The following is a 13,978-nucleotide window of genomic DNA, read 5'->3' as shown; positions in this document are numbered from 1 at the left end:
AAGACCGGGACGGCGTTACGCCACACACGAAACGGCTCCCCGGCGCTCCGCTGAGTGCCGTGCGGGCAGGCGCGGTCCTGCGGTCGGGACGTGCGTCGTGGGCCCGGGAGCGGGCGCCGCCGCCTCCGTCGTCGTTGATCACAGGCTCAATCCCTCAACCACGACGGAGCGTTCATGCCCACCACCATGCTGCAGATCCCCGCCCCCGACGGCCGCGCCGAGGCCCTGGCCGCCTTCCCCGACGACGGCGGACGGCATCCCGCGGTGCTGATGTACCCGGACGCCTTCGGCATCCGGCCCGTCCTGCGGGAGATGGCCGAGGAACTGGCCGGGCACGGGTACTACGTGCTCGTCCCGCACATCTTCTACCGGAACGGACCGATCCCCCTGTTCGACCTTCCCGAGCACATCGGAGAGGAGGCGAGGACCGCGCTCCTGGCCCAGGTGATGCCACTCATCGAGGAGCACACCGTTGACCGGGTACGCCGGGACGCCGAGGCCTACCTGGAGTTCCTCGCCGGCCGGCCCGAGGTCGCCGCGGGACCGGTCGCGGTGACCGGCTACTGCATAGGCGGCCTGCTGGCGACGCGCACCGCCGCGGCCCACCCCGACCGGGTCGCCGCCCTCGCCGCGTTCCACGCCCCGGTGGGCGCGGACGGGCCCGACAGCCTCGCCCGGATCACCGCGCGGATCCATTTCGGCCACGCCGAGAGCGATCTGACCCCCGAGGCGCTGGCCGAGCTGAACGGTTCCCTGGACGCCGCGAAGGCCCACGGCACCTCGGAGATCTATCCCGGTACCGTCCACGGGTTCACCATGGCCGACACGGACGCGTTCGATCCGGACGGGCTGTGGCGCCACTGGGAGCGGCTGCTCCCGCTCCTCGCCGGAACGCTGCGCGCGTAGCGGAGGGGGGCCGGGTCAGCTGGTATCAGCTCCGCCTGGGCAGCTCCGGGCCCTGACCCGGCCCCTGCCGGCAGGCGTACGCCCGCCGCCGCGCCCGCGGCGGCCGCGTTCTGGACCGTCGAAGCCGCGGGCGGGCCGAGCACACCGGCGCCCCGCCATGCGCCACACGCGCAACCCGCTTAGCGTGGCTCGCATGGGTGCAGCCAACGGCAAGAGCGCGGCCGTGCAGATCGACACGGGGGAGCGGGAGGTGCGCCTCTCCAGCCCCGACCGCGTCGTCTTCCCCGAGCGGGGGTTCACCAAGCGGGACCTCGCCGAGTACTTCGTGGCCGTCGGCCCCGGCATCCTGCGGGCGCTCCGGAACCGCCCCACCACGCTGCAGCGTTACCCGGACGGGGCGGCCGGCGAGTTCTTCTACCAGAAGCGCGCCCCGAAGAACCACCCGGACTGGATCCCCACCGCCACCATCACGTTCCCCAGCGGCCGCACCGCCGACGAGATGTGCCCCACCGAGGTGGCCGCGGTCGTCTGGGCCGCGCAGTACAACACCCTCACCTTCCACCCCTGGCCCGTGCGGCGCGACGACATCGACCACCCCGACGAGCTCCGCATCGACCTCGACCCGCAACCCGGCACGGACTACGCCGACGCGGTGCGGGCCGCGCACGAACTCCGTGCGGTGCTCGACGAGTTCGGCGGTCTCGTGGGCTGGCCCAAGACGTCCGGCGGCCGCGGCATGCACGTCTTCGTGCCGATCGAACCGCGCTGGACCTTCACCCAGGTGCGCCGCGCCGCGATCGCCTGCGGCCGGGAGCTGGAGCGGCGGATGCCGGACGCGGTGACCACGGCGTGGTGGAAGGAGGAGCGCGGTTCCAAGATCTTCGTGGACTACAACCAGACCGCGAGGGACCGCACGATCGCCTCCGCCTACTCCGTACGGGCCCGCCCGCACGCCCCCGTCTCGGCCCCGCTGCGCTGGGACGAGGTCGACGACGCCGTACCGGAGGACTTCGACCTCGCGACGATGCCGGTCCGCTTCGCGGAGGTCGGCGACGTGCACGCCGCCATGGACGACCGGGCACACTCCCTCGACGCACTGCTCGACCTGGCCAACCAGGACGAACGCGACCACGGCCTCGGCGACCTGCCGTACCCGCCGGAGTACCCGAAGATGCCGGGGGAGCCGAAACGGGTGCAGCCGAGCCGGGCGAGGCACGAGGAGTAGCGGTCTCATTTCCACGCTTCGCGTCAGATCGGACAAGCCGTGGAGGTCTTTCGCCAGCGACCGCACCCGGTGCGGATCCCCCGTCGCACAAGCTCAGTTCCTTGCATGCACGTTTGAAGGAAGATACGCAAGGTCCTGCCAGGAGGCGAAACCCTGATACTTCAGCGGGGTGGGCGACTCCTAGTCTCCTGGTATGAGTGGTGACGAAATGATCCTGCCCGACCCGGCGGAGCTGAAGCGGTTGGCCGCGTCCCGGCCGGATGTGCTTCGGGGGATCGCCGCCGAGCTGGCGAGAAGCCGGCGCCTCCCGCAGCTCGAACCCCTCTTCGCCGAGTCACCCCGCGAGGGCGCCGATCCGGAGACCGAGTTGCGGGCCTGTGTGATCGCGGAGCTGTCTCTGCGGGGAGCTGCGTGGCGCGCGCTGCCTGCGCTCGACGCGTACGCGGAACAACTGCGGGGCGTGGGGCACCCGTTGGCCTGGTTGCCGGACACGCGCCTCGATCTGGAGCACCGCTTCGGTGTGCGGACGCGCGGGGCCGGGCGCGTGCGCACCGCGCGACAACTGGCGGAGCGCTTCCCCGAGATGCCCGGCACGGAACGCGGCGCGGCAGCCGGGGCCGCGGCGCACGCGGTGCCGGACGCTGCGCGGTCGCGAGCGGTCGCCCGGGCGTTCACCGCGGGAGGCTGGGCGCGTGAGCCGGAGGCGCGGTTCTTCGCCCTGCCGCGGCCCTTGGCCGATGAAGACTTCGGCATGGCGTTCCTGCGGGAGCTACCGCTCGACGCGCTCGAGGGCGAGCCGGGCCGGGGCGGCATGTCGGCCTGTCTGACTGCCGCCGACGACGCACTCAACGAGCTGTACTCGGCGGCCTGCAACGGTGGGGTCGACGGCCGCCCACAGCATGGCGTCTACGCGCGACTGTACGCATGGCAAGGGCTGTACGCACTGATGGACCTGCCCTCGGACACACCGTTCCTCGAGGCGGCGCGGTACGCGTCCGGTTGCCGATGGTTGCGCTTCCTGGCGTTCACCCCCTGGTTCCATCACGGCACGGCCGACGTGGGTCTCGCGATGCTTGATCCTTCCCGCACGCGGGCGGCCGTGCTGGCGGCAACGGACACCGGTGGATAGGGCCCGCCCGGAGGGCACGGCGGACGCGGTGCACCGCAGGCGGCGCCCCCACCCCGTACGGGTGAGGGCGCCGCGGTGGTGCGGGCCGGGGCCGGGGTCGGGCTACAGCTCCTTGACCCGGACGTCGCGGTACGACACCACGTCCGAGACGCTGTGGACCTGCAGGCCCAGGTAACCGGACGCGTAGCGGCGGCCGTCCGTGCCGGGGTCGTCGCCGCGTGGCGGTGTGAAGTCCTGGCCGCCGACGTTGTCGAACTCGTTGATCAGGACGCCGTTGCGGTAGATCGAGTAGTGCTGGCCCACCACCTTGATCTCGTAGTCGTTCCACGTGCCCTTCGGGGTGACGTGGGCGCCGGCGAGGCCCACGCGGTCGAAGCCGTAGACCGAGCCCGTCTTGTACATGTCGCCGTCGGGGCGGTCGTTGATCTGCAGCTCGTGACCGTACTTGATGGCGACCCACTCCGGGCGCGACTCCTCCGGGTGGTCGTGGACCTGCGGGAAGCGGGCGAAGACACCGCCGTTGGCGTTGCCGTTGCCCGGAGCGTCGTCCCGCCACTGCAGCTTCAGCGAGAAGTCGCCGTACTTCCGCTTCGGGAACCACAGCATGCCCATGCCGTCGACCGAGGTGGAGCTGGTGATCGAACCGTCGGCGTTGAGACCGAACTTGCCGCCGCCCACCTGCTCCCACTGGTCGAAGGACTTCTGCGTGCCGTCGAAGATCTTGCGGTAGCCCTCGGTCTGGCCGGGCTTGCCGATGCCGGACTGCTTGGCGGCGCGGTTGATCTTGTTGTACTCGCGCTGGTCGATCTCACCCGCCTTGAGGAGCTTGTCCGTGACGCCCTTGACGTGCTTGAGGAACAGCGCCTGGGAGGTCCACTCCTTCTCGTCCTCGATCAACTCGCCGACGCGGCACCGGTTGTTGGTGACCCGGTTCGGGATGCCCGTGTCGACCGTGCCGACGAAGACCGTCGACCGCTCGTCGTACTCCGGGCAGTTGGGGGAGGGCACGCCGCCGCCCTCGGAGACGGTGAAGGACACCGTCTTGGCCGCGGCGGTGTTGCCCGCCTTGTCGCTCGCCCGGTACGCCACGCTGTGCCGCCCCACGCGGTCGACGGTGACCGGCGCCCCGTACGCGAGGTAGGGGCCGCCGTCCAGGGAGTACTCGACCTTGTCGAGCCCGGAGCCGGCGTCCGTCGCGGTGACCGTCACCTTGGCCCGGCCGAGGTAGGCGCCGTCCGAGTCCTTGTCGCCCTCGACCTTCGCGGAGGTCTCCGGCGGCGTCCTGTCCTCCACGGGCGGCGCCACCACGGTGAACTCGACGGACTTCTCCGCCGCCTGGTTGCCCGCCTTGTCGGCGGCGCGGTACCGCACCTTGTGCGCGCCGGCCTCGTGGACCATCACGGGAGCCGTGTACGCGGTCCAGGCGCCGTCACCGAGCGCGTACTCGATCTTGTTGACGCCGGAGCCGGTGTCCGACGCCGTGACGGTGACCGTCGCCATCCCGACGTACTGATCCTGGTCGTTCTTCTCACCGGCCACGGTGGCGGACGTCTCGGGCGGCGTCTTGTCGTCCGTCGGCGGCGCGACGACCGTGAAGTCGGCGGACTTCTCCGCCGACGCGTTGCCCGCCTTGTCGGTGGCCCGGTAGCGGATCTTGTGCGTGCCGACCTGGTCGACGACGACCGGCACCGTGTACGGCTGCCAGGCGCCGTCCGCGCCGAGCGCGTACTCGATCGTGGCGACGCCCGAGCCCTCGTCCGTCGCGGTCACCGCGACAGTGGCCGAACCGACGTACGCGCCATCGGCGTTGGTGGTCCCCTCGACCTTCGCGGAGGCCTCCGGCGCCGTGCTGTCCTCGCCGCCGCCCGCGGTCACCACCAGGACGCCCTGCATCGAGCCGTGGCCCGGGATGGTGCAGTGGTAGCGGTAGCGGCCCGGGGACAGCGTGACCTCGGCGGTGTGCTTGCCGCCCTGGTCGTCGTTGGGGTTGGCCAGGATGTTCAGCGTGACGTCGTTGTTGTACTCCGGGTCGGAGGTGTCGAACGTCAACGTGTGCGGCATGCCGGTGGTGTTGCCGGTCGCCTCACTGTTCTCGAAGACGATCGTCGTCGCGCCCGCGACCGCCGTGGTCGGCGCCGACTTGTACTTCGTGATGTCGTTGTCGGCTGTCCAGGTGAGGGTCTGGGCCGCCGCGGGACCGTTGTCGTCGGGGCGGGCCGCCGCCGTGGTGGAGGTCAGCCCGAGCACCATCAGGAGCGCCACGAACAGCGCCGCGTACAGTCTTCGCCCTCCGGAGGCGGTGCGTCGGGCACCGCCGGGCGCGTTCCAGGATGCGCGCATCATCCCGCCTTCCTCGCCAGGTCGTCGGCGGCCGGCGTCGCCGCGCCGCCCTTGTAGGTCACGCGCCACAGCGCGGACTTGGAGTCCGAGGTGAAGAAGCCCCTGCCGTAGTCCAGGACGTACAGCGAACCGTCCGGCGCGAACTTCCAGTCCATGAGGTTCTTGATGCCGTCGTTGCCGATCGGAATGATCTTCTTCAGCGACTCGGCGTGTACGGGCAGACCACCGCTGCCCACGTTCTTCGGGTCCATGAGGACCGCATGCCGCGGCTGGTCGGCGTCGTAGAAGTCACCGACGAACCACTTGCCGTCCCAGTACGAGGGCCACTTGTCGGCGCTCGTGCTCGCCGCGTCGAAGCGGTAGACCGGGCCGTTCATGGTCGCCTGGCCGCCGCCCTTGAGCCACGGCAGGAGCGTCTTCTGCTCCTCCGTCTTGTAGCTCGGCACGCCGTTCGCGTCCCGCGGGTAGTCGACGCCGCCGCCCTGCGGCGAGTACCAGATGTTGTTGGGCTCGGCCGGCGGGATGTTCACCAGGCCGTCGTTGTTCGGCGACTCGTTCTTGAGATTCTTGCAGTCGTACCAGCCGAGCGGCTTCGTCGGGTCGGGCAGATTGCGGTCGCGGTAGGGCTGGTTGTTGCCCATGCAGTACGGCCAGCCGCGGTTGGAGGCGTGCGTGATCGCGGCGAACGTGTCGTACTTGGCCGGGCCCCAGGTCGTCGACGGCGCGCCGGCATCCGGGCCGACCCAGCCCGCGTACAGGGTGTCGGTCTTCTTGTCGATCGAGATGCGCGCGGGGTTCCTGACGCCCATCACGTAGATCTCGCCGCGCGTCTTGCCGCCGCCCTCGTCCTGCTCCTTGCCGGTGAAGAGGTTGCCGTCGGGGAGCGTGTACGTGCCGTCCGGCTCCGGGTGGATGCGCAGGATCTTGCCGTTGAGGTTGTTGGTGTTGCCGGCGGTGCGGCGCGCGTCCGCGAAGGAGACGCCCTTGAAGTTCGGCTGCGGGTTGTTGCCCGAGTAACCTTCGCTGAACCCGGAGGAGTTGTTGTCACCGGTCGCGATGTAGAGGTTGTTCTTGGAGTCCCAGGCCATGCCGCCGCCCGCGTGGCAGCAACTGTGGATCTGTACCGGCCACTTGAGCAGCACCTTCTCGCTGGCCATGTCCAGCTTGTCGGTCGCCCGGTCGAGGGTGAAGCGCGAGACGTACCGCTCGGCCATGTGGGTCTCGCGGTTGATCTTCGCGTGCGGTGTGTAGTGCAGGTACACCCAGCCGTTCTGCTCGAACTTCGGGTCGAGTTCGATGCCGAGCAACCCCTCCTCGACCTTGGTGAGTTCCTCGCCGCCGCCCTTGTTGCCGAAGACGGTCAGAGCGCCCGCGAGGGTCACCTTGTTCGTCTTCGGGTCGTAGACGTGGATCTCGCCGGTGCCCTTGCCGACGTTCGGGTCGTTCCAGTCGGTGACGACCGGCTGCGAGGAGTCGGCGCCGCCGCGGCCGATGTAGAGGACCTTGCCGTCGGGCGCGGTGACCAGGCCGTGCGGCTCGCCGATCTGGTCGTTCTTGCCCGGCTGGTTGGGCTGGGTGAGGCGCTCCGCCTTGTAGTTGGCGTTGATCGTGGCCTTGCAGTCGGCGCGCGCCAGCCGGGTGGTCCACATCAGGGCGCCGCGCAGGTGGTCGCGGAAGTCCACCTCGTCGTAGGAGGCCGCGGTGCCGCCCATGCCCGTGTAGAAGGAGCGGCCGCCGTCGTAGTCGCGGCACCACGACACCGGGTGGTCCGCGCCGTTCTTGCCCGCACCCGGCTGGTACGTGGACTCCCGTACGCGGGCGACCGTGTGCACGTCACCGGAGGGGTTCTTCTGCCAGTTCAGCCACTGGTCGGGGCGCTTCCACTGCAGGGGCAGGTTCTTGGTGGCCGGATTCTCCCGGTCGCCGACCTCGACGGTGGCCCGCTGGACGGTGGTCGGGCTCGCGTCGGCGGGCCGGGCGCCGAGGAGTCCGGTGAACCAGGTCGAGTACGGCTCGGCGCGGGCCGCGTCGTGGATGCCGAGGAAGCCGCCGCCGGCCTCCATGTAGGCCTCCAGGCCCGCCTCCTGCTCGGCGTCGAGGACGTCGCCGCCGCCGGTCAGGAAGGTCACCGCGTTGAACTTGCCGAGCTTGGCCTCATGGGTGAACACGGACGGGTCGTCCGTCGCCTCGATCTTGAACCGCCCGGCGGCGGGGCCGGTCTGGCCGATCTTCTCGATCGCCGCGATCCCCGCGTCGACGACGGGGGACTCGTCGCCGCCCGCCGCCGAACCGTGGAAGACCAGCACCTTGACGTTGGCCCCGCCGGGCGGCGAGGGAAGGGACATCGTTGTCAACGGTGGTTCCGGATACGGCCGCGCCGACGCGGCCTGGGTCGAGAGCGCCCCGGTGACCAGGGCGCCGGACAGCAGCGCCGCCGCCCAGGCCCGGTGCGAGCGGTTCGGTCTCCGTCGTGGTCGGCTCAACCCTCGTACGGTCAACGGCCTTTGATGCGGTGTGCGCCGCATGAGTACACCCACCCCTCGTCGGTCACAGCAACAGCGCCGACGAAGCTAGACCTCTTTTCGCGCCGCGCCAATAGGTATCACCGCGATAGCACGAACTTTGTCCTGCGTGTGGATAAACAAAGATCCGGCCGATACCGTGTGGCCGTCCCCGGGGCCCGAGGCGCCCCGCCAACACCCGTACCGCACAGGGGGGTTCGTCATGGCTCGACGGAATCTGGACAGGCGGAGTTTCAACCGGCGGATGCTCGTGGGCGGTGCGGCAGCGGCGGCGGGGGTGACATCGTTGTCGGTCGCGGGTGCGCCCGACGCGAGCACGGCGGAGGGGCCGAAGACCGCGCCCGCGGGCGGCGAGGTCAAGCGCATCAAGCTGTACGCGGAGAAGCTCCCGGACGGGCAGATGGGGTACGGCCTGGAGAAGGGCAAGGCGTCCATACCGGGGCCGCTGATCGAGCTGAACGAGGGCGACACGCTGCACATCGAGTTCGAGAACACCATGGACGTGGACGCCAGTCTGCACGTCCACGGCATGGACTACGAGATCTCCAGCGACGGCACCCGGCACACCAAGAGCCATGTGGAGCCGGGCGGCAAGCGCACCTACACCTGGCGCACGCACGCCCCGGGCCGCCGCAAGGACGGCACGTGGCGTCCCGGGACCGCGGGTTACTGGCACTACCACGACCACGTGGTCGGCACGGATCACGGCACCGGGGGCGTGCGCAAGGGCCTCTACGGGCCGCTGATCGTGCGGCGCAAGGGGGACCTGCTGCCGGACAAGACCTTCACGATCGTCTTCAACGACATGACGATCAACAACAAGGCGGGCCACGACACTCCGGCCTTCGAGGCCACGGTGGGCGACCGCGTCGAGTTCGTCTCGATCACTCACGGCGAGTACTACCACACGTTCCACGTGCACGGTCATCGCTGGGCGGACAACCGCACGGGCCTGCTGAGCGGCCCCGACGACCCGAGCCAGATCCTCGACGACAAGATCACGGGCCCGGGCGACTCCTTCGGCTTCCAGGTCATCGCGGGCGAGGGCGTGGGGGCGGGGGCGTGGATGTACCACTGCCATGTGCAGAGCCATTCGGACATGGGCATGGCCGGGTTGTTCCTGGTGAAGAAGGCGGACGGGACGATTCCGGACTACGAGCCGCATCATGGCGGGACGGCGAAGTCGCAGTCGAAGCCGAAGACGACGTCGCAGTCGAAGCCGAAGACGACGTCGCAGTCGAAGTCGTCGGGGGGTGGGGAGCTGTCCGCGGACGGGGCGGCGGGTGAGCATCAGCACGAGCACCACTGACTACGTCCTGCCGTATGACCACTCATGCTCGGCACGCCACAGCGCTGCCTTTTCCGCTGGACTCGTGACGGCCGCTTTTCCCTGGTGGGGCCCCTGAACCGGTCTCCCGGCCTGCTCCTATTCTGAACGCGTTCAGTTGATCGTGGGGTGGGGCGGGGGCACTGATGAGTAACTCAGTGAGACGGTTGTCGGCCTTGGGTGTCGCGCTGGCGTGGGCCTGCGTGGCCTGCGCCCAGGCAGGTGGGGACGCGGCCCGTGTCGATCAGTCGGCCGTCGCGGGGGAGTGGAGCAATGCGGGCGGCGCTCGGCTTCATCTGGGTTCCGACCGCGCTATGACCTGGTCCCATCTGGAAAGTGCGATGTTGGGGGGAACGTCCTGCCCTGAAACGGCGGCCGGGTACTGGCAGTTCTTCGGTCCCCCCGACGCCCATGGGTCCTCGTTCACCGATGAAGCTCTCACCAGAGGCGACGAGATCTCTCTGGACATCGACGGCTCCGACTCCTCCTGCCTCTTGTCGGCTCTGGTCCGGCGGGACGGGAAAGGACTCGACCTCTGTCTGGTCGAGGACCCTGATTCCGACTGCTCCGACGAGGAGCTCCTCCGCCGCGAGCCCACTCCGCGCGGGGGGAGGGCCGCGACGTGACACCCCCGTCCATACGGGAGGATGCCTCCTGACACCGTCAGGGAGGAGTGACCGAAGGTGACCGAGGAACCGCGCCCCACCCTGGAGGCCGTGGCCGCACGCGCCGGGGTCTCCAGGGCCACCGTGTCCCGTGTCGTCAACGGCGACCCGGGGGTACGGGAGGTGCTCGCCGAGAAGGTGCGGCACGCGGTCGACGAGCTCGGCTACGTCCCCAACCGCGCCGCCCGCAGCCTGGTGACCCGGCGCCACGACGCCGTCGCCGTGGTGATCGCCGAACCGGAGACGCGGGTCTTCGCCGACCCGTTCTTCGCCCTCCAGCTGCGCGGCATCAGCAAGGAACTGACGTCCCACGACGTCCAGTTGGTGCTGCTGCTCACCGAGGGGCGGGACGACCACGAGCGGGTGGGCCGCTATCTGGCGGGCGGCCACGTGGACGGCGCCCTCGTCTTCTCGCTGCACCTGGACGACCCGCTGCCCGGGATCATCCGGCGGGCGGGGGTGCCCACCGTGTTCGGCGGGCGGCCCGGCTGGCCGCAGCCGGGCCCGGACGAGCCGGCGCCGCCGTACGTGGACTGCGACAACCGGGGCGGAGCACGCGAGGCCGTGCGCCATCTGGTCGGCCTCGGCCGCACCCGGATCGCGCACATCACCGGCGCCCTCGACCAGACCTCCGCGGTCGACCGGCTCGACGGCTTCCGCGACGCGCTCGGCGACGTGGACGAGCGGCTCGTCGCCGAGGGCGACTTCACCCCGGCGGGCGGTGAGCGCGCGATGCGGGAACTGCTCGCCCGCGTACCGGAGTTGGACGCGGTCTTCGCCGCCAACGACCTGACCGCGTCCGGCGCCCTCCGGGTGCTGCGCGAGCAGGGCCGGAGGGTGCCGGACGACGTGGCGGTGATCGGCTTCGACGACATGCTGGCGGTGGCCGAGCAGACCGAACCGCCGCTGACGTCGGTCCGTCAGGACATCGAGGGGATGGGCCGGTTGATGGCCCGGATGCTGCTGCGCGGCAGGTCGGGCGAGCCTGCCGCAGGGGCGGCGGCCGGTGTGGTGCTGCCGACGTCCCTGGTGCGCAGGGCCTCGGCGTGACCGGCGCCCGTGCCTGTGCCTGTGCTCCCGCGCGTGCCCCTCAGCGGAACGGGTGGGCGGCGCACTCTCACCACCGGAGTCTCAGCTGCCCGGGGCACCGCAGACCGCTCACGACCCCACGCTCACCGTGAACCGCCGCGGGTTCCCGTCATGCGCGGCCCCGGACACGTCGGGCTGTCCGTCGGGGCGCACGTCGTCGTAGGGAAACGCATAGCCGATGGGGGAGTTGGCGTGTACCACCCGTGACCAGTGGTTGGTCACATCGTCCCGGTAGTAGTCGGCCGTGGTCGTGCCGTTCGGCTGTTCGGGGTGGGTGAGCATGATGCTGCGGTTGAACCCCGCCGCGAGCCGGGCGAGCAGGCCCTTCTTGTCGTCGGGGTCGCCCGGGTTGTTGGCGAACGGGCCGTGGTTGCAGGTGAAGATGTCCTTCGAGGTGGGCTTGGCGAAGGAGTGCCCGCCGTTGAACGTGAGGACGTCGCCGCTGACACGCCCGGTGAACACGCCGCGGCCGCCCTGCAGGTCGATCTTGAGGTCCGTGGAGCGGTACTTGTCCCACACCCGGTCGATGTAACCGTTCCACAGGTCGCGGAACGGCATCTGGTCCGGCTTGTCGAAGTACGGCGCCATCAGGTTCTGCGGCGAGATCACCCGCAGCACACCGCCACCGGAGCCGCGGATGACCAGCTTGTCCCACGGCTGCCCGTCCTTGGCCGTCTGGGCCGCGAGGTCGGAGGCGATCTTGTCGACGGCCCCGTCGGGCAGCGGTGCGACGGTGTGCGTCCCGTCCCCCTCCAGGGTCAGCCCGATGGGCAGCGCGGTGACGAGGTCGACGTAACTGATGTTGGAGTAGAGCTGCTGCGGGTTGAAGGTGAACTCGCAGAACGACCACGTGCGGCCGTAGTTGGGGTCCTCGCGGGTGGCGAAGGCGGGCTCGACGAGGGCGGGGCCCGGGTTGAGGAAGAAGTCCAGCTTGTCGTCGCGTACGAAGTAGACCCGGGCGCCGTACATCTGAGGCAGCGTCAGCACCTTGGGCGCCGAACCCGCGGCGCCGAGCGGGATGGCGCAGTCGACGGGCAGCGGGGTCTGCGGCGCCGACGGAGACTCGGGCCGGTAGACGCCGCCGTCCGGCTTGAGCAGCACCCAGCGGTCGGTGCCCTGCTCGTGGCCGGTGACGTAGGCGCGCACCTGACCGGGGAGCGACTTGTTCGCGAGGGCCAGTTCGCAGGTGGCCGGAGCGGCCCTGCCGCCCGCCCGGGCGCCGGGGCTGAGGGCGCTACCCCAGACGGGGTAGGTGAGGGCGCCCGCGGCGCCGGCGGTGGAGGTCAGGAACGTTCGACGCGATATCACGGAAGGTCTCCTGCGCGGTTGCGTGGGGGATGTGGGGGTGGCTGGGGGGCCGTGGGGGGTGGTGCACCACTGTTCCGACGGGCCCGCGCGGCGTCAAGAGTTGTGACTGAGAGCGCTCTCAAAAATGTTCTCGCTTCATCACATGACGATGCGGGGGCCGAAAAGGCGGATTGTCAGTGGCCGGTGCCAGACTCGGAAGGAGGAAAGAGACATGCGACAAAGGAGTCGATCATGCTCAATAAGCGCTTCGTCACAGGTGCCCCGATCTGGGTGGACATGTGCGCGCCGGACCTGGACACCGTCGGCGCGTTCTACCGCGAGGTGTTCGGCTGGGAGCTCCTGCGCGGCGGGGAAGAGGTGGGCGGGTACAGCCAGTACCAGCAGTCCGGCAGGACCGTCGCCGGAGCGATGGCCATGCCCGCCGACCAGGCCGCGGCGTCCTGGTCGGTCTACTTCCGCACGCCGGACGTGGACGCCACCGCCAAGGCGGTCGACCAGGCCGGTGGCCGCACCGTCTTCGGCCCCGCCGACGTCCTCGACCTCGGCCGCATGGCCGGCTTCGCCGACTCCGCCGGGGTGCCCTTCTGCGTATGGCAGCAGGGGGAGATGAAGGGCCTCGACGTCGTGAACGAACCGGGCAGTCTGGTCTGGTCCGAGCTGTACACGCCGGACGTCGCCGCGGCCGTCGCGTTCTACGGCGAGGTGTTCGGCTGGCAGACCACCGAGGCCCCCTTCCCCGGCGGGTCGTACACGATGGTGCACCCCGCCGACGGCACGGCGGACGACATGTTCGGCGGCGTGGTGCCGCTCGACTCCGACCCCGCGGAGGTGGAGGCGGGGGCGTACTGGATGCCGTACTTCCAGGTGGAGGACTGCGACGACACGGCCGCCCGGGCGCGGCGCGGCGGCGGTACGGTCCGGATGGAGCCCGTGTCGATGGAGGGTGTGGGACGCTTCGCCAAGCTCGCCGACCCGGCGGGCGCGCGGTTCGCGGTGCTCCAGCCGTCGCCCTGAGCACGGTTTGCCGGTGGCGCGGGTCGGGCAGTTCTCGCCGGGCGCATGGGGGCAGTTTCACCGGCCTCACGGGCGGGGCTCCCTCACCGGGCGCACGGGCGGCAGAGGGCCCGCGCACGGGCGGCGGAGGGCCGACAAATCGTTCGTTGATCAATCGTTGATCGGTTGTTTCGCGCGATGGGACAGCATCGACGGCATGCAGATCGAGATGACAGCCGAGCCCGAACTCGCCTGGCAGGAGCAGGCCCTGTGCGCCCAGACGGGAGCTGACTTCTTCTTCCCCGAGCCCGGTAGCTCGGTGCGTGAGGCGAAGGACATCTGCCAGATGTGCGAGATGCGCACGGCCTGCCTGGAGTACGCGCTGAACAACGACGAGCGCTTCGGAGTCTGGGGCGGCCTCTCCGAGAAGGAGCGGTACGCCCTCAGACGCGACCGTGCCTGAGCCCGTGGCCG

At 70.3% G+C, this 13,978-nt stretch carries 10 protein-coding genes; 7 read left to right on the top strand and 3 right to left on the bottom strand.

Annotated elements, in window-relative coordinates; all coding sequences use genetic code 11:
• Nucleotides 1-174: 174 nt before the first annotated feature.
• The 3 genes from ACZ6CV_RS15400 (at nt 175) to ACZ6CV_RS15390 (ending at nt 3,260) form a co-directional block, all read left to right on the top strand.
• Nucleotides 175-906, top strand: coding sequence for a dienelactone hydrolase family protein (locus ACZ6CV_RS15400; protein WP_469251260.1), 732 nt, complete (start codon nt 175-177; stop codon nt 904-906).
• A gap of 193 nt (nt 907-1,099) precedes the next feature.
• On the top strand, nt 1,100-2,131 hold the full coding sequence (ligD, locus tag ACZ6CV_RS15395) for a non-homologous end-joining DNA ligase (RefSeq protein WP_469251259.1): 1,032 nt from the start codon (nt 1,100-1,102) through the stop codon (nt 2,129-2,131).
• A 193-nt stretch (nt 2,132-2,324) separates the two neighbouring features.
• The gene (locus tag ACZ6CV_RS15390; protein WP_469251258.1) at nt 2,325-3,260 is read left to right on the top strand and encodes a DUF6183 family protein; all 936 of its coding nucleotides are present in this window, start codon (nt 2,325-2,327) and stop codon (nt 3,258-3,260) included.
• A gap of 102 nt (nt 3,261-3,362) precedes the next feature.
• Here the strand turns inward: ACZ6CV_RS15390 and ACZ6CV_RS15385 are convergent, their stop codons facing one another.
• Both ACZ6CV_RS15385 and ACZ6CV_RS15380 read right to left on the bottom strand, forming a co-directional pair.
• The gene (locus ACZ6CV_RS15385) at nt 3,363-5,510 is read right to left on the bottom strand and encodes an OmpL47-type beta-barrel domain-containing protein (protein WP_469251482.1); all 2,148 of its coding nucleotides are present in this window, start codon (nt 5,508-5,510) and stop codon (nt 3,363-3,365) included.
• Between the two features lie 89 nt (nt 5,511-5,599).
• Nucleotides 5,600-8,125, bottom strand: a complete 2,526-nt coding sequence (locus ACZ6CV_RS15380) for a ThuA domain-containing protein (protein ID WP_469251257.1) — start codon at nt 8,123-8,125, stop codon at nt 5,600-5,602.
• A gap of 214 nt (nt 8,126-8,339) precedes the next feature.
• On the opposite strand from ACZ6CV_RS15380, the gene ACZ6CV_RS15375 reads away from it, so the two are divergent.
• Together ACZ6CV_RS15375 and ACZ6CV_RS15370 are read left to right on the top strand one after the other, a co-directional pair.
• Nucleotides 8,340-9,431: a multicopper oxidase domain-containing protein gene (locus tag ACZ6CV_RS15375; protein ID WP_469251481.1), complete on the top strand. Its 1,092-nt coding sequence runs from the start codon at nt 8,340-8,342 to the stop codon at nt 9,429-9,431.
• Nucleotides 9,432-10,132: 701 nt separating this feature from the next.
• Complete coding sequence (locus ACZ6CV_RS15370; protein WP_469251256.1) at nt 10,133-11,164, top strand: LacI family DNA-binding transcriptional regulator; 1,032 nt, start codon at nt 10,133-10,135, stop codon at nt 11,162-11,164.
• Between the two features lie 108 nt (nt 11,165-11,272).
• Here ACZ6CV_RS15370 and ACZ6CV_RS15365 read toward each other — a convergent pair whose 3' ends face one another.
• Complete coding sequence (locus ACZ6CV_RS15365) at nt 11,273-12,511, bottom strand: glycoside hydrolase family 64 protein (RefSeq protein WP_469251255.1); 1,239 nt, start codon at nt 12,509-12,511, stop codon at nt 11,273-11,275.
• Nucleotides 12,512-12,742: 231 nt separating this feature from the next.
• Between ACZ6CV_RS15365 and ACZ6CV_RS15360 the strand changes: the two genes are divergently transcribed.
• The gene (locus tag ACZ6CV_RS15360; protein WP_469251254.1) at nt 12,743-13,525 is read left to right on the top strand and encodes a VOC family protein; all 783 of its coding nucleotides are present in this window, start codon (nt 12,743-12,745) and stop codon (nt 13,523-13,525) included.
• Between the two features lie 196 nt (nt 13,526-13,721).
• Nucleotides 13,722-13,967: a WhiB family transcriptional regulator gene (locus tag ACZ6CV_RS15355; RefSeq protein WP_358707100.1), complete on the top strand. Its 246-nt coding sequence runs from the start codon at nt 13,722-13,724 to the stop codon at nt 13,965-13,967.
• Nucleotides 13,968-13,978 lie beyond the last annotated feature (11 nt).

The sequence above is a fragment of the Streptomyces sp. NPDC041713 genome, assembly GCF_055591085.1.
Note: the sequence above shows the minus strand (reverse complement) of the source record. Positions and strands in the feature narration are given on the sequence as shown.